Genomic DNA, 23,699 nt, shown 5'->3' on the forward strand with positions numbered 1-23,699 from the left:
CCGGAACCACACCCCCGGGGAAGGGCAGGGATTGTGGCCCCGGCAAGCACCAACCCGCACACGCCGACTCGGTCGCCGGCGGCGTCGGACGCGGGGCGCCCTCCGCGCGGCCTAACGGCGAGAGTGCTCCCCACCGGCGAGGCTGGTAACCAGGACGCCGGCGAGGGCGCCGTGGGCGCGGCGGGTACTGGCCCGCAGCGAACCGAAGTCCAGCGTGTGCACGCCCGGCACGTGATCGTCCCACGGCACCCGCACGATTGCGCGGCAGCTTCCCCGCGCTACCTGCTCCGCGGCCTCCACATCCGGCAGGCTGCGCTTGCTGACCCCGTTCACCACGACGATCGACCGTGCCCGCAGCCCCGCGTATCCATGCCCGTCCAGCCACTCGAAGGTCATCGCGACGGCCCGCGCCGCGTCGCCGCTGGCGGGCGCCACCAGCACCAAACTGTCCGTCAACGGCAGCGCCCGAGCCACCCCGGTGGCGGCCGGATCCAGCAGCGTCACCGGATAGTGCTGCTCCAGCGCGGTCGCCATCCGGGTGAGATCCCGGTCATCGAGGGTGTGCACGTAGGGGTCGTCCAGCGAGGCGAGTGCCTCCAGCCCGGTCGCGGTCTGGGAGGTGTAGGCGCGCATCGCCGTGTAGCCCTGGCGCTGAACCCGTTCGGCATTGGCCAGCAGGGAGGTCAGCGTTTCCGTGGACTCGGTCGGCACCCGGCGGGACAGGCTGCTCTCCCCCGGGTTCATGTCGACCGCGACCACCCGCTCCTCCCGCAGCGAGGCGAGAGTGTGTCCCAGCATCAGGACCGTGCTGGTCTGGCCGGCTCCACCGGTGCAGCCCAGCACGACCGCCCGGTGCCCCCCATCGAGTGGGGTACGGACCCGCTCCAGGTCCGCGGAGGACAGTTCGGAGGCCGGGGACTCCTGCGGGCCGGCCACCACACTGGCCAGGCGACGCCAGCCCCGTCCCGGACTGCCCCGCTTGCGCCCGGTGGGCGGCTCGCCCTGCTCCCCGTTGGGCGCCGCGGCCCGCGGGCCACTGTCCCGGTCGTCGCCGCCGTTTGGCTCACCGTGGCCCGTGCTCCCCCGGCCCTTCCCGGGGGCGCCGGTGTCCCCGCCACCTTGGCGCCGCTGCGGTGCCGGCTTGTCGGCTCCGTGCACCCAGTCGGCGCTGGTGCCGCCGGCAGCGTCCGCGTCCGGGTTCGGGGTGCGGCGCGCGGAGCGGTCCGGGTCGCGTGTGGTCACGCCGGAGGCGCTGCGCTGCTCGCCGGTTCCGTGGTCCAGCTGGAGGCGGGATGAGGGCAGGGCCCGAACCGGTGGCGCTCCGCTGTCCTCCTGGTCCTCGGCGACGTCACCGCTTCGGCCGTTGCGGGAATGGAGGGCCCGCAGGGACCGCTGCTCGTCCGTGCCGTGGTCGAGCTCCACGCGGATGCGCTTTGCCTCGCCGTGTGCGGCGTCGCCCCCGGGGCGCTGCCCCGCCTGGTTGGTGCGCATCGTGCGCTCCAGGCGGGACGAGCGTTCCGGTGGCTGTGCGGACTGGTCGGTGTGCGTGTTCTGGTCCGGCTGGCCCGGCGCCGATGCGCGGTCCTGGCTCCCGGGGGAGCCCGGGTCGCCGGTCAGGCGGGAACGGCGCTGCTCGAACGCGGCCCGTTCCGCCCGCTCGATCCGGTCGAGCGTGGGCCGGTCGGTGGATGTCTCGGATTCGCGCTGCCGCGGGGACACCTCCCGATCGGGGGGCTGGGTGCCCTGGTCTCCCATGGTGGAGGCACCGCCGGTGCGGCTGGGGGTGAACCGCCGCAGCATCTTCGCGAAGGCCGACTGTTCGTCGGTGTCGTGGCTGAGTTCGAGTGGGGGCTTGGCCGATGCGGCCGGTCGCTCCGGCCGCTGCCCCGGGCCGGACTCGCGGCTGGGCCGGTGCTCGGCCGCGGTCCCACCGTCCTGCTGTCCGGCCGTCCGGTGGGCCGGGTCCGGGGCGTCCTCGCTGAACCAGGCGTCATTGTGGCCCGCGGATTCGGTGTCGTGCCGTGCGGGCGCCTCGGTCTCGTGGGCGGAGACGTCGGTGGGCGTCTCAGTGGGCGTCTCACTGGGCGTCTCAGTGGGCGGGGTGGCGCGGGAACGCACCCGGCGGTCGGGGTGGAGCTGCTGGCGGAACGCCTCCTGCTGGTCGGTGCCGTGGTCCAGCTCGAGCTGCGGTTTGGGGTCCTCCGCGTCGGCGGGTTCGTCGGTTCCGGGCTCCGGTGCGGCCCCGGGACCCGCGGCCGCACCGGAGTGCCGTGGCGCGGGCGCAGCGTCCGATTCCGCAGCCTCCGGCTCTGTGGTCTCCGGCTGTGGGGTGTCCTGATCCTGCTCCTGGGCGGTGCGGGCCACCTGGCCAAAGCCCCGGTGCTCGTCCGCGCCGTGGTCCCGTTCCGGATCTGCCGCAGCGGGTGTGTCTGCGCCATCGTGTGGGGCATCGTGTGGCGCGGGGCGGGGTGTCTCCCGCTGCGGTTCGGCGTGCACCGGGTGGCCGGGCGCCGGGGTGGGGGCGGCCGTGGAGCGATCCGCCGATCGGTCCGGATCGGGGTCCGTGGTGCTGGCGGGATCCGGGTGGTCCGGGCGCTGCCCTGGCTCGCCGCTTTCGGCCGCCGTGGGCGCGCTCTGCGCTCCGCGCCGGGTGGCGTCCCGGAAAGCCCGCTGCTCGTCGGTGCCGTGGTCGACCGTGCCGTGGTCGGCGGCGCGGTCCACGTCGCCGTTACGGCCCGGGGTGTCCGCAGAAGTGTCCGCCGGCGGGGCCGGATCCGGTTGTGCGGGCGCGTCCACTGCTTCGTGGATGCCATCAGGCTCGTCGTGGCTGGATTCGTCGGGGCTGGGCTCGGCTCCGGCGTGTGTGGCCCGTCCGTGCGCCCCGGAGGCACGCGCCGAGCTTGCAGGCCGCACGTGGTCGGCGTCCGCCGGGGGGCCGTGGCCGTCCACGGGCGGGGACGTGTCCGATGGGCGGCGCAACTCGTCGGAGTCCCGCTCGTCGGCATCCGACGCCTGTGCGGACGCCTCGGTTTCCGGTAGTTCCCAGGGGGCGGCGTGCGGGCGCGGGCGGGACCGGGCCGGTGGGTCCGACTCACCCGACTGTGGTTGGGCCGGTTCCGGTTGGGCGGGGGTTGCGAGCCCGCGGGCGCGCGGTCCAGGGGGTGCCGGTGCGCGTTCCCGGACCCGTTCGCCGGCGGTGGGCTGCTGAGGCTCTGCCCGCCCCGCGGTGACGTCCGAGGCGGGCTGGCCCACCTCCCCGACATGGTCCGTCGCTGGTTCGTCGGCCGGGACGGTGCGGCCCGAAGCCGCCGGGGCCTCCGTGTCGTCCGGTGCGGCCGGGGCGCCACGCTGGTCCCGCAGCTGCCGGGTCACGGCCACGTTGCGGGATCGCCCCCGCAGTTTGCGTAGGGCGGCGGCCCGGTCTCGGGCGGGATCCTCGGTCCCGGGGTCGGATTCGGGGCGGTGCGTCTCCCGTTCCTGGCTCGGGTCCGCGTCCGTGCGGTCCCCGCGTCCGCCCAGCCACTCGGCGGCATCCCCCGGGGCCAGGTTGGACATGATCTCTTCGGCCCGTCGGCGCAGGGTGCGGCGCTCCTGGGCGCGGTCTCGTTCCGGTTCGGCGTCGTCGGGCCCGGCGGCGGGTTGGGCCGCGGTGTCACTGGCATGGTCGAAGGCGTCCTGGCTGGACAGGCCGAGCGGGGTCTCCCCGGTGGAGGTGCGCAGCTGGGCGAACCACTCGCCGCTGCGGCGTTCCTCCTCCAGTTCGATCTCGTCAACGTACTCGTGTCGGCTCTCGGAGCGGTCCGCACCGCGGAGGCGCCGCACGTACTCGCCCGGCGAGCCACGGCGGTGGGACCCGTCACGGTGCCGTTGGGTCCGGTCCGGGGGGTGGGTCGTTTCCGCGCGGGAGGAGTGGGCGGAGTCCGCAGCGGAATCCGGAGTTCCATCCTCGGTTGCGGACGTGGCGTCCTCCGGCTGGGCCGGCAGTCCGAAGCCCAGCCACCACATTCCTCGCCGGAACAGGGACGGCCGACGCTGCCGCTGCGGCGGGTCCGGGCTCGCCGCCTGGTTCCGCGTTCCGCTGGTGTGCGCTTCCTCCTCGTCGGGGGTGGGCGTGCCGGCGCGTGCCGTGGCCCCCGCCGGCTGTTCGGTCTCGGCTCCCGGAGCCGGTCCGGAGAACCAGTCCGCGGCCACGGGTATGTCCCCGCTGGCTGGGGACACCTCGGCACCAGCGGCGGGGGCAGCACTGCTGGGGCGCGTGCCCGCCCCGATGGTGCTGCCGTTAGCGCTGCCGTTGGCGCTGCGATCGTCGCGGGTCTCGTGCTCGACGTCGGCGGTGCCGACTGTGCCGGCGGCCTCCGGCTCGGGCCCGTGGAGGGGCTCCGGATCCAGGGTTTCGGCCGCCCGCGCCTCATCCAGGATGGTGCGGGCCTCTCGGGTGTGTGTGGCGTCCGCATGCTGCGGGGAGGCCGGATCGGCGGCGGGGTCCACGGCGGCGGAGCTGGACGGCGCCGAGGCGGTGTCCGGGGTGTCGTCGAGGACGGCCCGGACCTGCGCGGGATCGGCCTCGACCAGGGCGGGCTCCGCGGTTTCCGGGAGTGGCTGGTCCGCGGCTCGGCTCCCGGGTAGGGGGAGTGGCGGCGGGGCCGTCGCGCGTGGCCGGGCGGGCGGACGACGGTCCTGGGCGCGCTCCTGGTGGCGTCGCACCGCGCGGGATTCACGCACCACCGGCAGCGGCCCGGCATTGGGATCCCGGTGCCACACCCGCACGGTAACCGTGGCCTGCTCCGGTTCCCGTTCGGGGGCGAGCCGGCAGTAGACGCGTGCCTCCAGCAGGTAGTGGGAGTAGGACAACATGAGCTCGGTGAGACGCTTGCCCTCCACCACGGGGCGGGTCACCACGTAGCCGAGCACGAACGGCGGCACGATCCACACCACATGCCAGGGCTGCTCCCACGGCATGTTGACCAACCGCATCAACAGGATCCAGACGACCGCAATTCCCACGCACACGCCGACCGTGGCCACGGGCAGCGGCATCGGAAGCCGGAAGTCGTACAGCTTGTACAGCCGCTTCTCGATCCGCCAAATGCTGGTGTATGTGGGTAGGTCCACGCCCGGTCCGCCTCCCTTTCCGTGGTCACCGTGTCCGCACGCCTGCGGTCACAGCGAGATGCCCTAGCCCACCGCGGCCAGAACAGGAACCACGTGTGTCATTCGGCATCCACTCCCATCGCACGGGCAATCCCGCGTGCCATCACCTCGATGATTACCGGAGCGTAGAAAACGATCCCGATAAAGATCGCGAGAATGATGAACTGGGCGAAACGGGTGATCTCCCGCGTGAACAGGAAGAAGATCGCCACGATGGACACGATCACCAGGAACAGTGGGCCGAAGAAGCCCCGCAGCCACTCCGCGAGCCCCGAGGTGTCCGGTCCTCCGTCCGGCGCGGCGAGCAGTACCTGACCGACCGTGTCCACGGTCATCTGCAAGGCGTGGGGGAACATCGCCTATCGGTCCCTTCCTGCTAGCTGCATCCCGCGCATGGTCCTCACCTCTCCATAGTTTCAGGATCCGAAGGAGTGGGGGGCTCCTTGGATGTCGCGCACGTACCATTCGGATCCGTCCCGAACCACGGTCAGCGCGTAGCTCTGGGTGAGCTGGGCCGGACTGTCTCCACTGTCCGCAAGCTCCCACACAACCGTGACCCGGGCCTCGCGCACATCCTCCCCCTCGCCGCCCGCGGCGTAGGGCACGACGACCTCCTCCAGTTCGACGAAGTTCACCGCACCCGCCGGCAACGGGCTCACGCTCGCGGCGTCGTCGAGGTAGCGCTGCGACAGGTCCCCGTCGGCGTAGGACTCGAAGAACTCGGCCAGGTCCGTCTCCAGCTCCTCGCGTGCCTCGGGATCCACATCCACGTCCGCGGGTTCGGGCAGCGCGGCCACCTCCGGGGCCGCCACCAGGGCCGGCTGGCCCGACACCACCAGAGAGCTGTCGTCCGCGAACACGGGAACATCCAGCGCCATCCGAGTGTCGTTCACACTCACCGCCAGCCGCACCAGGCCGTCGTTGGCGCTGTGCGCGGTCACGCCCAGCACGTGGACCTCACCACTGTCCAGCTCGCTACCGGCGGGCGGATCGAACCCACTCGACGTGCCCTCGGGCAGGAACGCGGTCAGCTCCTCGGAACGCTCCTGGCTGCCCGCAGTGCCCGTGGTCGCGGCCGCATCCCCATCGTCGGCGTCCCCATCGTCGGGCTCCGGCGCCGACAGGTACACCTGCGCGAACCGGGCCGCGAAGTCGGCCGCAGCGCTCTCGGGGAACGCGGCCGCACTGTCGGTCTCCTCCTCGGACTGCGCCGCGGAACCATCGTCCGGCGCCCCGAGCACCGGAAACGCCACACCCGCCCGCAGCGGCCACCAGATTCCGTTAACCAGGATCACCAACAGCAGCGCCCACAGGAACGCGCGGCCCACCCAGACCCACCACCGACCGCCGGCACCGGCCCAGGGCCGCCGTCCACGCATCGCGTCGGGGTGGTCCGTGTCCTGCGGCATGGCCGGATCGTCTCCCGCACCACTCCGCAGTGCGCCCGACCTGCGCGCCATCGCGTCCGCCCCTCCGTCTCTCGCACCGGCCACGGTTCGTACGGGCGCGCCAGCACCCCACGATCGCTTTACTGTCTACCCCATCGTCCATGGTGCGGCATCCGGAGGCGATATCTCGGGCACCACGGCTCGTGTCTCGGAGTTACCGGTGTGACCCTACCCAGGAGTGGCCCACCGTACGCCCCCAGACCGGAACCGGCCGGTGACCGTGGGAGCCGTCATCGGGGCGTGCCCCACCCCCAACGCCCCGGGCGCGCAGTGCTGGAGACGTCGGGACCCACACCGCGGCAGCCCCGAAAGCCCGCAGTGTTCGCTGTTCGCTGTTCGCTGTCTGCTGTTCGCTGTGCACCGCCGTGAGCACGGCCCAGCCCCCCCGGGGGGGGGGCAGCCATCGGGGCAGCCCGCGGTCACTCCCGCGGCGGGGGCTCCGCGTCCGGAATACTGCCCTCGGGCCCCTCCGCGGTGTCGGCCGCCAGAACCGAGTCCCACAGCACCGTGTACCACGGCCGTCCGCTGTCCTCCTCGTCGTCCTCGGCGGCGGTGCCATCCGGGTCCAGGACGACGTAGGTGTCCTCGTCGGGATAGTGGTAGTGCAGACGTTCGCGCGCGATCCGTTCGATGTGCTCGGGATCGTCCAGCTGGTCCCGGCGCTGCTCCAGATCCGCGATGCGTTCCTGGTAGGCCGCCTGCTCCTCGCGCAGCTCGGCAAGCTCGCTGCGCTGGGCGATGTACTCCCGCAGGGGATAGGCCAGGCTCAGCGTGATCGCGCACACCACCAGCGCCAGGATCGCAGCCCGGCTCGTCAAGGCCGGACGCATCCTCCGCGGACGCTGCCCACCGCCGCCACGGCGGTCGGCGTTGTGACGTCCGGCCGCGGCCCCCGCACGCGCGCTCGCGCGGGGGCCGCCTGGGCGCTTGCCCGACACGCCCGTTACTCCGTGGCCTCGAAGCGGGGGAACGCGTCGGCGCCGGCGTACTCGGCCGCGTCGTCGAGCTGCTCCTCGATCCGCAGCAGCCGGTTGTACTTGGCAACCCGCTCACTGCGGGCCGGGGCCCCCGCCTTGATCTGGCCGGCCTTCAGAGCCACCGCCAGATCCGCGATGGTGGTGTCCTCGGTCTCGCCGGAGCGGTGGCTGAGCATCGCGGTGTAGCCGTTGCGCTGCGCCATCATCACCGCATCCAGGGTTTCGGTCAGGGTGCCGACCTGGTTGACCTTGACCAGCAGGGAGTTTCCGGCGTTCTCGGCGATGCCGCGTTCCAGCCGCTCCGGGTTGGTGACGAACAGGTCGTCGCCCACCAGCTGCACCCGCGAGCCCAACTGCGAGGTGAGCGTGTTCCAGCCGGCCCAATCCTCCTCGTCCAGGGGATCCTCGATGGAAACCAGCGGGTAGCTCTCCAGCAGCTGGGCGTAGTAGTTGGTCATGTCCTCGGCGCTGCGGGCCTGACCCTCGAACTGGTACACGCCCTCGGAATGGAACTCGGTAGCGGCCACGTCCAGGGCGAGCGCCACATCGGAACCGGGGGTGTAGCCCGCCTTCTGGATCGCCTCGACGATCAGGTCGAGAGCGGCGCGGTTACTCTCCAGGTTCGGCGCGAAGCCGCCCTCGTCGCCCACTCCCGTGCCCAGGCCGTGGGTCTTGAGCACGCTCTTCAGCGCGTGGTAGACCTCCGCGCCCCACTGGAGGGACTCGGTGAAGGTGTCCGCGCCGATCGGGGCGATCATGAACTCCTGGATGGCGACGTTGGTGTCGGCGTGTGCACCACCGTTGAGGATGTTCATCATCGGTACCGGCAACTCGTAGGCGTTGAGCCCGCCCACGTAGCGGTACAGGGGCAGCTGGTCGGTGTCGGCCGCGGCGCGGGCGCAGGCCAGCGAAACCCCGAGGATCGCGTTGGCGCCGAGGCGGGACTTGTCGGGGGTGCCGTCCAGGTCGATCAGGATCTGATCGATGAGGCGCTGGTCATCGGGCTCGTATCCGACGAGTTCGGGGGCGATCTTGTCGTTGACCGCGGTGACGGCCTTGTCCACACCCTTGCCGCCGTAGCGTTCGTCGCCGTCGCGCAGTTCCACGGCCTCGAACCGGCCCGTGGAGGCACCGCTGGGGACCGAGGCCCGCGCAAGCGTGCCATCGTCGAGCGTGACCTCAACCTCGACGGTGGGATTGCCACGGGAGTCCAGGATCTCCCGGGCGTTGACTTCGTCGATCGACGACAACGTACTCTCCTTGTCCTCGGTGTCCTCGGCCAGCTACCCGATCCCGTACCGGTCCGCACGCTCCCACTCGGCGGTCCGAAGCTGTGACTTCTGTGACTGGTGGGATGGTTGTGTCGGCGGGCTCGTGCTGTGCCGCCCGGTTCGGGTGTGTGGCCTGTTCTGGCTGTTCCTACTCGATGCAGGCCTGAGCTTATCGACTGGCGACGCGCAGCGTCTCCCCCCACCCCCGCTGGTTTAGGTCCTTTTGGGACAACAATCAGCCCGACATGCTGCGGCGGCGTACGAAACAGTCCCGCAGGTGGTCATTGACCATCCCGACCGCCTGCATCGTCGCGTAGGCGGTGGTGGGGCCCACGAACCGGAAACCGGCCCCGCGCAGCTCCGCCGACAGCCGCGCGCTGGCTTCGGTGTGGGCGGGCACTTCGGCCGTGGTCACCGGAACCCGGTCGTCGGCCGGGTGGGGAGCATGCCGCCACACCAGCTCGGGAAGACTGCGCCCGGCCTGCGTGAGCGCGAGCGTGGCGCGGGCGTTGGTGCGCACCGCCTCGATCTTGCGGCGGCTACGAATGAGACGCGCGTCCGAGAGCAGCAGCTCCAGCTCCGGATCCGACATCGCCGCGACCGTCGCCGGGTCGAAACCGTGGAACGCCGCGCGTAGGGCCGCACGCTTACGCAACACCACCAGCCAGGACAGGCCCGCCTGGAACCCCTCCAGACAGATACGTTCCAACAGCCCGGTCTCGTCCCGCACCGGGTGGCCCCACTCCGTGTCGTGGTAGTGCAGCTCGTCCTCGCTCCGCAGCGCCCACAGGCAACGGCGCCGCCCATCCGGCCCGGGCTGGGCCGTGCCCTCGGTCACCGGCCCTCCTGCGGGGCGTCGCCGCGGGAGGGCTCCTCCCAGGGGGGATCCTCGCCACGCACCGGGGTGGTCGAGCGGTCCACACCCTCCGTGCTGCCCGTGGCCTCCGTGCTGGCTGTGTCGGCTGTGTCGGCTGTGCTGTCCATGGCCACGGTGTCCCCGCCGTCCGCGGCGTCCCCGCCGTCAACGGCGCCGCCGGTTGGTCCGGGCTGGGGGGTTCCCGCAGGGGTGGCCATCGCGTCGGCCCCCTGGCCGGACGAACCCGGCGGCACCGCGGGGACATCCGATTGGGGGGACAGCTCGGCCAGGGCTCCGGGACCGCCAACCTCCACCAGGCGCCGCTCCAGGAGAGCGATCCGGTCCTGCTGGGTGGTCAGACTGGCGGTGACACGCTCCAACAGCTCGTCCACGGCCCGAACGTGGTAGCCCCACAGGGCCAACGGCAGCTGGAGCCGGGCCAGGTCCCGCCCCGTGAGCGGGTCCTGGGACGGCAGGTCCAGCGGCGCGTAGTCCGGCTCGGCCCCGGACATCTCCCCGGCCCGTCCCATCACGACCAGGACCACGGACCCGAGAATGGCCACCGCCGCACATAGCGCGAGAATCAGGATCGGCAGACTCACGCCCCCGATCCTGCCACAGGCAGCGGCACACGCTATCCGAAGTGGTTTACGTGCGCCTCGTGCACGATACGCACCACCTCGGCGGGATCGTCGGTCAGCTGCACCAGATCGGGGTCACCCTCGGAGATCATGCCCTCGGTGCGCAGCGTCTTGACAATCCAGTCGTGCAGACCACCCCAGAACTCCGTGCCCACGAGAATCACCGGGAACCGGGTGACCTTGCCCGTCTGTACCAGGGTGATGGCCTCGAACAGCTCATCCAGAGTTCCGAAGCCCCCCGGCAGCACCACGAACGCCTGCGAGTACTTCACGAACATCGTCTTCCGGACGAAGAAGTAGCGGAAGGTCACACCGATGTCGACGTAGTCGTTGACACTCTGTTCGAACGGCAGCTCGATTCCGAGACCGATCGAGGTGCCCCCGGCCTCCCGGGCGCCCTTGTTCGCCGCTTCCATCATTCCGGGCCCGCCACCGGTGATAACCGTGTACCCGTCCGTGGCCAGGCGACCGCCGACCTCTTCGGCCAACAGGTAACGCTCGGAGCCGCGGGCCGCCCGCGCGGAACCGAAAACACTGACAGCGTGCCCGACCTCCGAGAGCAGGCCGAACCCCTCCACGAACTCCGACTGGATCCGCAACACCCGCCAGGGGTCGGTATGCACCCAGTCCGTGGGCCCGCGCCGATCCAGCAGCCGCTGGTCGGTCGTTGTCTCCGGTATGGCGCTGCCGCGCAGGGTCAGCGGCCCGGCCCGTCGCACACTGGATGTGTTCTCACTCATGTGCAGCACGCTATCTCGTTTACCGCCGCTGCGGGGCCGATTATCGGCCCTGGCCAGCCACTGTTGGGCCACCGTTCTCCGCAGCGTCGAGCCCGCTCCGTAGCTCAGATCGAGGAACCGGTCCAGAACCCGCACACCGAACTGGAGCCCGTCCACCGGAACTCGTTCGTCGACCCCGTGGAACATCCCGGCAAAGTTCAGTTCCGGGGGCAGCCGCAACGGCGCGAAGCCGTAGTTGCGAATACCCAACCGGTCGAAGCTCTTGGCGTCGGTGCCCCCGGACAGGCAGTAGGGAACCGCCTGGGCGCCCGGATCCTCGGCGGCCAACGCCTGACCCATCGCACTCACCAGGCCACCCCCGGTGTCGGTTTCCACCGCGGGTAGGTGTCGGATGAACTCCCGGGACACCTTGGGGCCGAGCAGCCGGTCTATCTGGGCGAAAAACTCCTCCTCCTGCCCGGGCAGGAACCGCCCGTCGACCTCGGCGCTGGCCGTTCCCGGGATGACGTTGACCTTGTACCCGCCGGTAAGTGTTGCCGGGTTGACGGTGTTACGGATGGTGGCACCAATCATGCTGGCAACCGGCCCCAGGCGGGCGACGGTGGCCTCCACGTTGTTCTCGTCGAAGGGAATGTCGTAGGCCTCGCAGACCTGCTCCAGGAACTGGCGTACCGTCGTGGTGAGCTGGACCGGGAACTCGTGCCGGCCAAGCCGCGCCACGGCCTCGGCGAGTTCGGTGACGGCATTATCGCGATTGACCATGGATCCGTGCCCGGCGGTACCTTCGGCAGTCAGCCGCATCCAGGCGATGCCCTTTTCGGCGGTTTCGATCAGGTACAGCCTCCGGGAGTCGTCGACAGTGAGGCTGAACCCACCCACCTCACTGATCGCGTCGGTGCAGTCGGCGAAGAGTTCCGGATGCTTGGCCACCAGCCACTGGGCGCCCCACGTTCCACCAGCCTCCTCGTCGGCGAGGAACGCGAGCACAATGTCCCGCGGGGGACGGCGCCCCTGGCGGAGGCGCTCCCGCAGCACGGCCAACGCCATGGCGTCCATGTTCTTCATGTCGACGGCACCCCGACCCCACACACAGCCGTCCGCGATCTCCCCCCCGAACGGGTCCCGCGTCCAGTCGGCGGCATTGGCGGGCACCACGTCGAGGTGGCCGTGGATGAGCAGCGGTGCCCGCGTGGGGTCAGTGCCCGAGATCCGGGCGACCACGCTGCTGCGCCCCGGGTGCGACTCGTAGATATCGGAATCGACCCCGACCTCGGCGAGCTTCCCAGCGACATACTCAGCCGCCGCCCGCTCCCCGGGACCGGAATGGTCTCCGTAGTTGGAGGTATCGATGGTGATCAACTCGCGGCAGAGGTCCACGACCTCCTGCTGCGCGGTCTGCGGCGTCGTTCCCGCCTCGGCCATACCCGTGTGCTCCTCCCAAGTCCGTACTCCTGCCATGGTCCCGCTACCAGCTCCTGTTCGGCCAGCCCGGGCGGCCCACCCGCCGATGTACGTCCCACTGCCGATATTTGCTATCGTTGAGCTGTCCGGTGCGGACACGCGCCAGGCACACGTCCGGGTGGCGGAATAGGTAGACGCGCTAGCTTGAGGTGCTAGTGGCCGCTTAGGCCATGGGGGTTCAAGTCCCCCCTCGGACACGTAGATATGCATTGCAACGCATAGAGATGCACAGCACTTCGGTCCCAGGGCTCCATGTCCTGGGATTTCTTGGTGACGTCCGCGAACAGCCCGCGTTCAAACTCAGCTATGCCGCATGACCTTCCATGGGGGTTCGACTCGGTGGGCTGCCTGTGGGGCTGCCGGAGTAACCGGGGTTACAGTCGGAGGACGATCCTGTCCTGCTCCGTGCCCGTGCTCAGCGAGCGGCGGACCGGGTCGTAGTCGAGTCGCGGCCCCAACCGTGTGGCAGGCCACGGCCTGCGCGGGTACGTCAGGGGCGGGGAACGTTGCGTCACGAATCCATCGAGCACACCCACCCCGGCCGCGTCAAACACCGAGCCACGTGCCAACTGCCTCGGCTGGAAACAGGCGGATGCAGCCGGACGATGCGCGAAGTGGCCTTCCCGCCCTCGCGACTTCGTCGGCCGCCGCCTGCGCCACCCCCACTCTGCACCCAAGGGCTTCCAGCACCGACACATGCGTTGCCGGTCACGGAACCATCCTGTCGCAGGGTCCTGCGAGGATGTGTCTGTGGACAGCCTCAAGCAGGAGACCATCGCGGCCTACGACGCCGCGGCCGTGGACTATGCCACCGAGACGGCTCACCTGCCCGACTCCATCCGCACCACATGCGCGCGGTTCGCCAGCCTGCTCGCGGGGTCGGGACGGGTCCTGGAGATCGGCAGCGGCGGCGGCCGGGATGCTCGGGCGCTGGAGGAGCACGGGCTCAGCGTGCGGCGCACCGACGTCACCCCCGGATTCGTCAAGATCCTCCGAGCACAGGGCTTCGAGGCTGACCTGTTGGACCCACTTACCGATGACCTAGACGATCCGCACAATCCAGGCCGGCGATACGACGCCGTCTGGGCTCAAGCCTGCCTGATGCACGTGGACCGCGACGATCTACCCACGGTGCTCACCCGGCTGGCCAACGTGACCGGGCCAGCCGGCCCGATCTTCCTCTCGGTCACCGAAGGCGACGCAAACACACGGGAAATCGGCAGCACCGGAGCGCGGTACCACCGAACCGACTGGCGGGAACCGGAGCTACGTGCGGTCGTCAACGACTCGGGCTGGGTGGTCGACGAGGTCTGGGCGAGCCAAGGCAAGTACTCACCGTTCCTCAACGTCCTCGGCCACCGGGCCGACACCCCATGACCACGCGAGCCTCGACCCTTGCGCCGCGGCGCCCTCGCCGATGGGCCGAGCGTGGAGGGCCGACCAGGCACACGAGCTGAGCGCCGGGACGACGGTCCAGGCGGGCACTGGTGGAGCCGCGGCTGGCAGACCACCTCCGCCACAGGTCTACGCCGACCTGTAGCCCTTCACGGAGCACCTCCTCCGGCGATGGTTGCCCACCGGCTGCAGCGGAAGCCTTTATCGCAGATCACCGCCCCTCCAGCGCGAAGGACGTGGACAGGGTCAGCCTGCCAGGGCTCTGTAGGGTCTTGGTTCGAGTCCCCCTCGGACACGAACCTTTGTACATGTCGTGCGAGTTGAGGTTCCCCTCAGCTCGCACTGTGCGTTCCACGGGTTGGTAGCGCAGCCGCAGCCCGAGCTCCGTGTAGACCTCGGCCTTGTCGGCGGGGTCGGCTGCGTGGAGCACGTCGGCGGTGTTGCCGAGTGCGTTGACGATGGTCGTGATGTCGTCCTTGCCCATCCGGCGTGTGGGCTGGTCGCTTCGGTCCAGCGTGTCCTGGGCGGCCGAGCCCTGGGCCTGACTCTCCTTGATCCCCTCGGTGACGAGGCCCGGGTCGGCGCCGGCCCCGAGCGCGGCGTTCTGGCGACTCCATCCGGGGCGAAGTACAGGTGCGCGCAGCCCGGGGCAGCGCCGGCAGGGGGCACACCGCCCCTGCCGAATGCCTGCCGGCCACCGTATTCCTGATGGCGGGAGCACCACGCAGGCACCCTGCTTCCGCGGAACCTTGGAGGTCAGAACGCAGCCCAGGTCCAGGGGCGGAGAACGCCGCCGCGCAGGCAGCGGATGCGGTGGCGGGCCTCGTCGGCGGCCCCCGGGCGGGTGGCCGCCTTGCTCAAAGCAAAGTACACCCAGCGCAACATCGCCGCGCGCAGCATGCCCAACGTGCGCGGCGGTGAGACGGGATCGGGTTAGCGGGTGAACGCCACAGCGGTGAGGCCCAGCAGCGCGATGGCGAACGTGCCGATCGCCAGACACATCGACGTCGGATCCATGGCGGGAAGGGATGGCCCCGCGCCCGGTGGCGCCGCCGGTGCCGTCAGGGCCGCCGTGCCGTGAGCGGTATGCCCGTGCGCCGCCCCGTGCAGGTGACCCGGCGTGTGCATGCTTCCAACGCCGAGCAGCAGCGCCACCAGCACTGCGGCACGCAACCAGCCACGCCACCGGGGGCGCCGCATCCCCGACCTCCGAACAAAAGGGACACCGCATCGGGAAGGAGGAACCGGTCCCACTGCTGGTGGCTGCGGCGGCACCTCGGGCTCCGTTGCGGGCTCATCGGCAGATCCCAGCCAGCCCCCGAGCAGGCAGACAGTCAGCGGAATCCCATACATCTCCGTGACCAGAGCAACCAGACAGGCGGTGAACGCTCCCGCCGCCCGCTAGCCGCGCCGGGTGCGCGGGGAGCCGCGAAGAACACGAACAGCGCGGTGTTGAAGTCCACCAGCGGCCATGGACCGTGTGCGGCGACGGCCATCCACGTCTACCCCGCCGAACTCCCCGGCTCAGAACGTGCGGACGACGCCTGGGCACGCAGCACCTCAAGGCGCTGCAGATACTCCGCCTCGTCGATCTCGCCTCGAGCGAAGCGCTCGGCCAGGGCCTGATCCGGAGTGGACGGGTGCCACGGCGGTGATTCCGCCTGCTGTGGAGCCCGAGTGGTGGAACGCACCAAGGCAAGGATCGCGACGATCACCAGGGCCCAGAACAGCACCATGCTGATGCTCATGAGGCCGTATCCCCAGCCCCCCATCACACCGTCATACCAGAACATCATCGCCAGCTCCCCTCCTGTGCTTCCAATCCTGGCTGCCACACGTCGCAGCGAACACGGGCCAAAGGCCTGACCCGCGGAGGGCAGAAGTCCCAGGCCGAGCGGTAGACGCTCACGGTCTGCGGCGGCACGACCGAACAGAATCGAAGCGTCGGATCCTCGGGGCGGCCGTTCGCCAGTACCGTGCTGGCCTCGGCTCGTCAGGGGCGGCCCCGTTCGTGGACTACCGTCGATCGATCCGGGGTAACCACGGCGGTCTCCCCGGTGGCTAGGGTCCGGGGCAGCGCTTCCTCCGGTCGCGTTGGCAAACGCAGTTCATCGTGGAGAACTGGGCGGACACCCCGACGTATGCGGCCCCGGCATCGACGAGCGCGCAAAGAACCAGCAGGTCACCACGGACACCGCCACCGGCGGCCAGCAGGATGCCGTGGAACAGCTCCCACCACGCTCGAGAACTGAGTTCCATAACGCGTTCACATCCCGCCTCAGCGCGTCGGGCTGGATCGCTGACCGAACCCGCAGCCCCAGTCGCTCAACACGGCTGGTGGGAGCCATCGGTACCGGATGGAGGAACGTCCCGCCTGGTTAAGCACCCTCGCCAGCCGCCAGTCTTGCTGCAGGCCGGGGACACCGCACCGACCGCACAGGCCGCGCACGGATCGCCTGCCCACTGGCCAGGGGCCGGCCAAGCGGCCGCAGGTCCCCACTCGAGGGGACTTCCGACTCTCACCAGCCGCCCCTGGTACCGGAATGCTGGGGGACGTCGGTTCACCGTGAGGGAGGGGCGCACATGAGGCGAGCAGTCAGCTACCTCCATTGTGTCCCCAGCGCCCACCCCGGGGACCGGGGTGGCCCCGCCCAGGGCGGGGCCACCTGATGTCCACTGAAGCGTCCATATCAGGAACCGCGCATCACGGGCTCACGGTGCGCGAGGTGGTGGAGCGTCTGGACGGAGATAGCCACCACGGGCTTACCGACCACCAGGCGGCCGAACGCCTCACACGCGTCGGTCCGAACACCCTGCCCGTCTCCACAGGCGCTGGGCTGGTGCTGCGCATCCTGCGCCAGTTCCACCACCCCCTCATCTATGTGCTGCTCGCGGCCGGCACCGTCACGACGGCGCTCGGGGAGTACATCGACTCCGGGGTGATCATCGCGGTGATTCTCGTCAATGCGATTGTCGGACTGATCCAGGAGGCCAAAGCCGAGGCTGCCCTGGAAGGCCTGCGGTCGATGGTCCTGACACGGGCCACGGTGATCCGCGACGGCCGCACACAGGTGGTGCCCTCCGCCGAGCTCGTCCCCGGCGATCTCGTCCTGGTGGAGGCGGGTGACAAGATACCCGCCGACGTCCGGCTGATGCGGCCGGTGGACCTGCGGGTGAACGAGTCCGCGTTGACCGGTGAATCCCTCGCGGTTGCCAAACATGAGGAGGTTCTGCCTGGGGCGCTTACCGTGGCGGATCGGCGCAACATGGCCTATTCGGGCACCTTGGTCACTGCGGGCGGCGCCGCCGGGATCGTGGTCGCCACCGGCGCGCAGACGGAGCTGGGCGAGATCCACCGGCTCGTGAGGACCGCCGACGCCCTGGCCACCCCCTTGACCCGCAAGCTCGCCCGGTTCAGCAGGATCCTGACCGTCGCCATCCTCGGTCTGGCCGCGGTGACCTTCGCCATCGGTCTGCTGCGCGCACAGGACGCGGTGCAGACGTTTACCGCGGCGATCGCCCTGGCGGTCGGCGCGATCCCCGAAGGACTCCCGGCCGTGGTCACGATCACCATGGCGATCGGTGTGGCCCGGATGGCGCGACGCCACGCGGTGATCCGCCGGCTGCCGGCGGTGGAGACCCTGGGAAGCACCACGGTCATCTGCTCGGACAAGACCGGAACTCTCACGGAGAACCAGATGACCGTGCGCGCCCTGTGGACTGTGCACGGCCGCTACGACGTCACCGGATCCGGCTACGCCCCCAACGGCCGCCTTCTCGACGGCCACGGCGCACCGGTGTCCCTGGAGGCGGACCACGCGCTGCGGTGGAATCTGCTGGCCGGTGCCGCCTGCAACGACGCCACACTGGCCGAACAGGACGCTGGCTGGAACATCGTCGGGGACCCCACCGAAGGGGCGATGATAGTCGTGGCCACAAAGGCGGGGCTCGACTCCGCACGGGTCCATGAGCTGCTGCCGCGCTCGGCGACGATCCCGTTCAGCTCCGAGCGCCGCTACATGGCCACCCTGCACCACGACACCGCAACGCAGGGCGTTACCGGACAGGTGATCGTGGCCAAGGGGGCGGTCGAGCGAATTCTCGCCCTGTGCAGCGCCCAGATGGACGCTGACGGTGCCCGCCGCCCGCTGAGCCAGGCCGCAGTGCTACAGGCGGCAGACGATCTGGCCGAGCGCGGGCTGCGGGTCCTAGCCACCGCCATCCGGCTCAACGCCGACGCCACCGAATTCGACGAGGAGGCGTCGCCGGGCTCACTCGTGTTCACCGGGTTGCAGGCCATGCTCGATCCGCCTCGCGCCGCGGCGGTGTCCGCTGTGGCCACCTGCCACACCGCGGGCATCTCCGTACGGATGATCACCGGCGACCATGCCGCCACCGCGATCGCGTCACAGCTCGGACTGCTCAAGGACCAGAATTGCGACAGCGTGCTGACCGGCGCTGACCTGGACACACTGCCGGAGGAGGCACTGCCGCAGGTGGTGGATGTCACGGCCGTCTTCGCCCGTGTCTCACCGGAGCAGAAGCTGCGGCTCGTAGAGGCGCTGCAGTCCCGAAGCCACGTGGTCGCGATGACCGGAGACGGTGTGAACGACGCGCCCGCGCTGCGTCAGGCGGACATCGGCGTGGCCATGGGCCGAAGCGGCACGGAGGTGGCCAAGGACGCTGCCGACATGGTACTCGTCGACGACGACTTCGCCAGTGTCGAGGCCGCCATCGAGGAAGGGCGCGGTGTCTTCGACAACCTCATCAAGTTCATCACCTGGATCTTGCCGACCAACGTCGGCGAAGGACTGGTCATTCTCCTGGCGATCCTGTTTGGTGCCGCGCTGCCGATCATGCCGACCCAGATCCTGTGGATTAACATGACCACGGCCGTCGCACTGGGCCTGATGTTGGCCTTCGAACCCAAAGAGGCCGGGATCGTGACCCGCCCGCCGCGCGACCCGAAGCAGCCGCTGCTCACCCGGGTGGACTCTCCTATGTCTCGTCAAGTGGGTAGCGACAAGGCGCCGGTTGTGTTGAGGTGCCGGTATATCTGTCTGGCGAGGTAGCGCTTCAGGCAGCGTCGAATCTCCTTCGTGGTGCGCCCTTCAGCGCGGCGGCGTTCGACGTACTCGCGGGTGGCGGGGTCGTGGGTCATGCGGGTGATGGTCGCCATGTGCAAGGCGCGGTTCAGGCGTCTGTCGCCACCCCGGTTGAGCCGGTGGCGGACCGTGTTGCCCGACGATGCGGGAATCGGGTTCACTCCAGCCAGACAGGCAAAGGCGGACTCTGAGCGCACCCGGCCGTGGTGCGACCAGACGGTCAGGCAGGCCGCTGCGGTGACCGGCCCGATCCCGACCTTGTCCAGCAGGCCGGTCGCGGGGGTGCAGCGCACCAGGGTGTCCATCGTCTCCTGGTTGGCGGCCAGTTCGTCGTCGAGAGCGACGATCCGCTTGCCTAGACGCACCGCCTCAGCACGGGCGGTCGCGGCGGCCAGCGGCTCGTCGCGGGTGCGCCAGCGTGAGATCTCAACGATCTGCTGGTTACTCAGCCGCCGCCGAGCGTCAACGCCGAGGTCGACGGCCCGCGCCAGCGCGGTGAGCGCGTTGACGGCTGCGGTGCGTTCGCCGGTCATGTGGTCTCTGGCCGCCACCAGGACCCGCAGTGCGGCGCGTTCACCGTCTCCATGGCGCGGGTGCCGCAGTTGGTCTTCCTCCAGCGGCAAGGCGGCCTCGGCGATCCTGCGCGCGTCCAGGGGGTCGGACTTGCCGACCCCACGGTGGGCGCGGGTGTTCATCCGCGGCGCCTCCAGGACCTCGTATCCGGCCCCGGCCACGGCGTGGGTGAGCTGGGCGCCAAACGTTGCGGTGCACTCGATCACCCACAGGGCGGCAAGGTCGCCGCCCGTGCGGCGGGCGGCCCAGGCGAGCGCGCGGGCCATGCCTGCCTTGCTCGTGGGGAACTCAGCCGAATCGACCCGTTGCCCGGTGGCCGTCAGGATCGCCAGGACGTGGGTGCGGGCGTGGGTGTCCACCCCGATGACGAACGGATGGTTGTGCGCGACGATGGTCACGGTGGTCGCAAGCCCTTCCTGCTCCAGGAACACGGTCCGGCCGCCTGCGGCCGTCGCCGGCCTGGGGGAAGTCACTTCGGGGCAGCACTGTGACGGGCCACGACTTCACGGTCGGGCAATCTCCTGATCAGGACACCGAGGTGGGCCAGGGCGGCGCCGGCCGCTCCGACTCCAGGACGGACAAGTCCACCGAAGCGCACCCAGACAGGGCCAGTGATTGTATGAGTCACGACCTGAGCCGAAGCGACCGATGCCTACTCTGACCGGCCAGTCCCAGACCAGCCACCCCAAGACTCACAGTGATTGTACGGATCCTGCTGGTCTCCACTCTGCTGGTCGCCGGATCCTGGGGATTGTTCCAGTTGCAGCTGGCAGGTGGCGCAAGCCTGGAGGAGGCGCGAACCGCCGCGCTGAACCTGTTCGTCATGGTGAAAGTGTTCTACCTGTTCAGCTGCCGATCGTTGACGCACTCGGCCTGGCGCGTCGGACTGTTCTCCAACCATTGGATCATCGTCGGTGTCACTGCGCAGTTGCTCTGCCAGCTCGCCATCACCTACGTGCCCGTGATGAACAGCGTGTTCGGCACCGCCCCGCTCAGTGTGGGGGTGTGGCTGCAGATCCTGGCCATCGCCGTGCTCACCGTTCCCGTGGTCGCGGTGGCGAAGCGGCTACAGCGAGAGGACTGATCGGCAGTCATCTGCGGGCACACCCTCGGTGGTCATCGGGGCAGCAAGTCCAGGATGTCCAAGGCATGCCGAAGCAGCCACGCGGTCATGATGTTGGTGTAGGCATTGTTGTCCACGCCGGGCTCGCCACCATCCGGATGGCCGTCGTGGTACTCGTCCGGACCCATCACCCCACAAACGTCGTGACGGTTCAATCGACGCGACCGTCGTCGCCATCAGCTCACGGACGGTGACGCGCATCGGCACTCTCCGGCGGTCGGGGCCGCTACGCTCACACTAAGCAGCCCCGACGGGGCCTGTCAGAGGCATGAGACCCTTCCCTCCGGGGCCTTCTCCCCTCCTTCCTCCCGTGGTACCACCTGCAGAGCCCACGGCATCGGCGCCTGGATTGCAGCCCCACCGGGTCACGGTCCGGCCTACTGCCAGGGCGAACTCCATCCTCGCCCTCGCCGTGGGTACTGCACCTCAGGTCGACCCCATCGCGCCATCCGTGACCTTCGCACCTCCGCCCCAGGTCCTCGGCCCCTAGCCAGACGCCGCACGGGGCGATGAGCTGAAGCTCAGCGAACACCGATCTGCCACCACCCTCTGGAGGGACGTGCCCATGCACGGCACAGCAACCGGTCAGCGCCAGCCCGCGCTTCACCCGTTGACCTCGACCGACCTTCGAAGCGTCGACACCTACTGGCGGGCCGCGAACTATCTGTCGGTCGGGCAGATCTACCTGCAGGCCAACCCGCTTCTGCGCGACGGCCTCATACCGGAGCACATCAAGCCGCGGCTGCTGGGCCACTGGGGCACCACTCCGGGACTCAATCTCATCTACGCCCATCTGTCCCGCCGGCTCGCCGAAGGCGACTCCGACATCATGTGGGTCGTCGGACCGGGTCATGGCGGACCGGCCGCCCTGGCCTGCGCCTGGCTGGATGGCACCTACAGCGACGTTTACCCGGCGGTGTCCCGGGACGCTGCGGGCATGGGCCGGCTCTTCCGCCAGTTCTCCTTCCCGGGTGGCGTCCCGAGCCACGTCGCCCCGGAGACCCCGGGTTCCATCCACGAAGGCGGCGAGCTGGGCTACTCCCTAGCCCATGCCTACGGGGCCGCGTTCGACAATCCGAACCTGGTGGTGGCCTGCGTCATCGGGGATGGCGAAGCCGAGACCGGGCCCTTGGCCGCGAGCTGGCACTCCAACCGGTTCCTGAATCCCGCACGCGACGGCGCCGTGCTGCCGATCCTGCACCTCAACGGCTACAAGATCGCCAACCCCACCGTCCTGGCCCGTATCCCCGAGGAACAACTGCTCGCCTACCTGCGAGGCACCGGCCACCGGCCCCACGTGGTCTCCGGCAGCGACCCTGCCGAGGTGCATCAGCAGATGGCTGCGGCTGTAGACCGGGCGTTCGACGAGATCGCGGAGATCCAGGACCAGGCGCGTGGGCACACCCGCCGCGCCCACCCCGAATGGCCGGTCGTGGTGCTGCGCACCCCGAAGGGCTGGACCGGTCCCGCCACCGCAGATGGCCTACCCGTGGAGGGCACCTGGCGCTCCCATCAAGTTCCGCTGGCCCGGGTGCGCGAGGACGCCGATCAGCTGCGCGCCTTGGAATCCTGGCTGCGCAGCTACCGCCCCGCGGACCTCTTCGACGAGGCCGGGCGCCCGACCTCCCATGTCGACGCCCTGGTGCCGGCCGAGGGCCGCGGGTTGAGCGCCACCGTCCACGCCAACGGCGGCCTCCTGCTGCGCGACCTCGTGATCCCCGACTTCCGCCGCCACGCCGTCGAGGTCCCCACTCCCGCGTCCACCACGGCGGAAGCTACCCGGGTGCTCGGCGACCATCTGCGCGAGGTGATGCGCGCCAATCCCGACCGGTTCCGCCTCTTCGGACCGGACGAGACCGCCTCGAACCGCCTCGGCGGGGTCTTCGACGTCACCGATAAGGCCTGGAACGCCGCCACCGTGGACACCGACGAGCACCTGAGCCCCGACGGGCGCGTCCTGGAGGTCCTCAGCGAGCACCTGTGCCAAGGATGGCTGGAAGGCTATCTACTGACCGGTCGCCACGGGCTGTTCAACTGCTACGAGGCGTTCATCCAGATCGTCGACGCCATGTTCAACCAGCACGCCAAATGGCTGAAGGCCACCAATGCCATCCCCTGGCGGCTGCCGATCGCCTCGCTGAACTACCTGCTGACCTCGCATGTCTGGCGCCAGGACCACAACGGCTTCACTCACCAGGACCCCGGCTTCCTCGACCACGTCGTGAACAAGAAGGCCGAAGTCATCCGCGTTTACCTTCCTCCCGACACCAACACGCTGCTGAGCGTTGCTGACCACTGCCTGCGCTCCCGCAACTACATCAACGTCATCGTTGCCGGCAAGCAGCCCCAGCTGAACCTCATGCCGATCGAGGCGGCTGAGGCGCACTGCACCCGCGGGATCGGGCTGTGGGAGTGGGCCAGCACCGACCAGGGGTCCACCCCCGATGTGGTGCTCGCCTGCGCGGGAGACGTTCCGTCCTTGGAGACGCTGGCCGCCGCGGACCTGCTGCGCCGCTACCTGCCCGACCTGCGTGTGCGGGTGGTAAACGTGGTCAACCTGATGCGTCTGCAGTCCCCCACCGAGCATCCCCACGGGCTGTCCGACCGCGAGTTCGACGCCCTATTCCCGCCGGGCACCCCCACCATTTTCGCGTTTCACGGCTACCCCTGGCTCGTCCACCGGTTGACCTACCGCCGCGGTTTCCACCCCGACCTCCACGTGCGCGGCTACATCGAGGAGGGGACTACTACCACCCCCTTCGATATGACCATGCTCAACAACATGGACCGGTTCCACCTGTTCATGGACGTCATCGACCGGGTACCAGGGCTGGCCCCGCGCGCCGCCCACCTGCGCCAGCGGATGGCCGACGAGCGCCTGCGCTGCCGCGCTCACACCCGCACCCATGGCGAAGACGCCCCGGACATCCGCGAATGGACCTGGCCACATTGACCACC

General features: G+C 70.0%; 17 protein-coding genes, 1 tRNA gene and 1 pseudogene. 5 read left to right on the forward strand and 14 right to left on the reverse strand.

Annotation, left to right across the window (positions count from 1 at the left end):
* Positions 1-111: 111 nt before the first annotated feature.
* From RIF23_RS18615 to RIF23_RS18655, 9 genes and pseudogenes are all read right to left on the reverse strand, one after another.
* On the reverse strand, positions 112-5,112 hold the full coding sequence (locus RIF23_RS18615; RefSeq protein ID WP_310913880.1) for a TcpE family conjugal transfer membrane protein: 5,001 nt from the start codon (positions 5,110-5,112) through the stop codon (positions 112-114).
* Between the two features lie 98 nt (positions 5,113-5,210).
* Positions 5,211-5,486, reverse strand: a complete 276-nt coding sequence (locus RIF23_RS18620; RefSeq protein ID WP_310914005.1) for a hypothetical protein — start codon at positions 5,484-5,486, stop codon at positions 5,211-5,213.
* Positions 5,487-5,567: 81 nt separating this feature from the next.
* Positions 5,568-6,611, reverse strand: coding sequence for a conjugal transfer protein (locus tag RIF23_RS18625; protein WP_310913881.1), 1,044 nt, complete (start codon positions 6,609-6,611; stop codon positions 5,568-5,570).
* A 407-nt stretch (positions 6,612-7,018) separates the two neighbouring features.
* The gene (locus RIF23_RS18630) at positions 7,019-7,417 is read right to left on the reverse strand and encodes an FtsB family cell division protein (RefSeq protein WP_310913882.1); all 399 of its coding nucleotides are present in this window, start codon (positions 7,415-7,417) and stop codon (positions 7,019-7,021) included.
* A 125-nt stretch (positions 7,418-7,542) separates the two neighbouring features.
* The gene (eno, locus tag RIF23_RS18635) at positions 7,543-8,826 is read right to left on the reverse strand and encodes a phosphopyruvate hydratase (RefSeq protein WP_310913883.1); all 1,284 of its coding nucleotides are present in this window, start codon (positions 8,824-8,826) and stop codon (positions 7,543-7,545) included.
* 256 nt (positions 8,827-9,082) lie between these two features.
* Positions 9,083-9,685 (reverse strand): DNA-3-methyladenine glycosylase I, encoded by a 603-nt coding sequence (locus RIF23_RS18640; RefSeq protein WP_310913884.1) that lies wholly within the window; start codon positions 9,683-9,685, stop codon positions 9,083-9,085.
* Positions 9,682-10,305, reverse strand: coding sequence for a hypothetical protein (locus tag RIF23_RS18645; RefSeq protein ID WP_310913885.1), 624 nt, complete (start codon positions 10,303-10,305; stop codon positions 9,682-9,684). The genes RIF23_RS18640 and RIF23_RS18645 overlap by 4 nt, the downstream gene beginning before the upstream one ends.
* 32 nt (positions 10,306-10,337) lie before the next feature.
* Complete coding sequence (locus tag RIF23_RS18650; protein WP_456085745.1) at positions 10,338-11,084, reverse strand: LOG family protein; 747 nt, start codon at positions 11,082-11,084, stop codon at positions 10,338-10,340.
* Positions 11,085-11,186: 102 nt separating this feature from the next.
* A pseudogene (locus RIF23_RS18655) lies at positions 11,187-12,506 on the reverse strand (M20/M25/M40 family metallo-hydrolase); the annotation flags it as partial.
* Between the two features lie 151 nt (positions 12,507-12,657).
* Between RIF23_RS18655 and RIF23_RS18660 the strand changes: the two are divergent.
* A tRNA-Leu gene (locus RIF23_RS18660) sits at positions 12,658-12,742 on the forward strand.
* Between the two features lie 553 nt (positions 12,743-13,295).
* A complete protein-coding gene (locus RIF23_RS18665; RefSeq protein WP_310913886.1) occupies positions 13,296-13,922 on the forward strand; it encodes a class I SAM-dependent methyltransferase in 627 nt (208 codons plus the stop codon).
* Positions 13,923-14,151: 229 nt separating this feature from the next.
* Here the strand turns inward: RIF23_RS18665 and RIF23_RS18670 are convergent, their stop codons facing one another.
* The 3 genes from RIF23_RS18670 to RIF23_RS18680 form a co-directional block, all read right to left on the reverse strand.
* On the reverse strand, positions 14,152-14,661 hold the full coding sequence (locus tag RIF23_RS18670) for a hypothetical protein (protein WP_310913887.1): 510 nt from the start codon (positions 14,659-14,661) through the stop codon (positions 14,152-14,154).
* Positions 14,662-14,873: 212 nt separating this feature from the next.
* The gene (locus RIF23_RS18675) at positions 14,874-15,140 is read right to left on the reverse strand and encodes a hypothetical protein (protein WP_310913888.1); all 267 of its coding nucleotides are present in this window, start codon (positions 15,138-15,140) and stop codon (positions 14,874-14,876) included.
* A 302-nt stretch (positions 15,141-15,442) separates the two neighbouring features.
* Complete coding sequence (locus RIF23_RS18680; RefSeq protein WP_310913889.1) at positions 15,443-15,736, reverse strand: SHOCT domain-containing protein; 294 nt, start codon at positions 15,734-15,736, stop codon at positions 15,443-15,445.
* An 873-nt stretch (positions 15,737-16,609) separates the two neighbouring features.
* On the opposite strand from RIF23_RS18680, the gene RIF23_RS18685 reads away from it, so the two are divergent.
* Positions 16,610-19,012 carry an HAD-IC family P-type ATPase gene (locus RIF23_RS18685; RefSeq protein WP_310913890.1) on the forward strand — a complete coding sequence of 801 codons (2,403 nt, stop codon included), beginning with the start codon at positions 16,610-16,612 and terminating at the stop codon, positions 19,010-19,012.
* Here the strand turns inward: RIF23_RS18685 and RIF23_RS18690 are convergent.
* The gene (locus RIF23_RS18690; protein WP_310914007.1) at positions 18,949-20,016 is read right to left on the reverse strand and encodes an IS110 family RNA-guided transposase; all 1,068 of its coding nucleotides are present in this window, start codon (positions 20,014-20,016) and stop codon (positions 18,949-18,951) included. The two genes, RIF23_RS18685 and RIF23_RS18690, sit on opposite strands and share 64 nt — an antisense overlap.
* Positions 20,017-20,315: 299 nt before the next feature.
* Here RIF23_RS18690 and RIF23_RS18695 point away from each other — a divergent pair, with 299 nt between their 5' ends.
* Positions 20,316-20,702 (forward strand): cation transporting ATPase C-terminal domain-containing protein, encoded by a 387-nt coding sequence (locus RIF23_RS18695; protein WP_310913891.1) that lies wholly within the window; start codon positions 20,316-20,318, stop codon positions 20,700-20,702.
* Between the two features lie 32 nt (positions 20,703-20,734).
* Here the strand turns inward: RIF23_RS18695 and RIF23_RS18700 are convergent, their stop codons facing one another.
* Positions 20,735-20,896 carry a hypothetical protein gene (locus RIF23_RS18700; protein WP_310913892.1) on the reverse strand — a complete coding sequence of 54 codons (162 nt, stop codon included), beginning with the start codon at positions 20,894-20,896 and terminating at the stop codon, positions 20,735-20,737.
* Between the two features lie 410 nt (positions 20,897-21,306).
* On the opposite strand from RIF23_RS18700, the gene RIF23_RS18705 reads away from it, so the two are divergent.
* The gene (locus RIF23_RS18705) at positions 21,307-23,694 is read left to right on the forward strand and encodes a phosphoketolase family protein (protein WP_310913893.1); all 2,388 of its coding nucleotides are present in this window, start codon (positions 21,307-21,309) and stop codon (positions 23,692-23,694) included.
* Positions 23,695-23,699: the final 5 nt, after the last annotated feature.

The sequence above is a fragment of the Lipingzhangella rawalii genome, assembly GCF_031628175.1.
Taxonomy (GTDB): Bacteria; Actinomycetota; Actinomycetes; order Streptosporangiales; family Streptosporangiaceae; genus Lipingzhangella_A; species Lipingzhangella_A rawalii.

What these genes read in the sequence shown, in the direction of transcription:
- RIF23_RS18675 (WP_310913888.1), bottom strand. Translation starts at nt 15,140, where the DNA reads ATGCGGCGCCCCCGGTGGCGTGGCTGGTTGCGTGCCGCAGTGCTGGTG.
- RIF23_RS18620 (WP_310914005.1), bottom strand. Translation starts at nt 5,486, where the DNA reads ATGACCGTGGACACGGTCGGTCAGGTACTGCTCGCCGCGCCGGACGGA.
- RIF23_RS18650 (WP_456085745.1), bottom strand. Translation starts at nt 11,084, where the DNA reads ATGAGTGAGAACACATCCAGTGTGCGACGGGCCGGGCCGCTGACCCTG.
- RIF23_RS18685 (WP_310913890.1), top strand. Translation starts at nt 16,610, where the DNA reads ATGTCCACTGAAGCGTCCATATCAGGAACCGCGCATCACGGGCTCACG.
- RIF23_RS18680 (WP_310913889.1), bottom strand. Translation starts at nt 15,736, where the DNA reads ATGATGTTCTGGTATGACGGTGTGATGGGGGGCTGGGGATACGGCCTC.
- RIF23_RS18705 (WP_310913893.1), top strand. Translation starts at nt 21,307, where the DNA reads ATGCACGGCACAGCAACCGGTCAGCGCCAGCCCGCGCTTCACCCGTTG.
- RIF23_RS18625 (WP_310913881.1), bottom strand. Translation starts at nt 6,611, where the DNA reads ATGGCGCGCAGGTCGGGCGCACTGCGGAGTGGTGCGGGAGACGATCCG.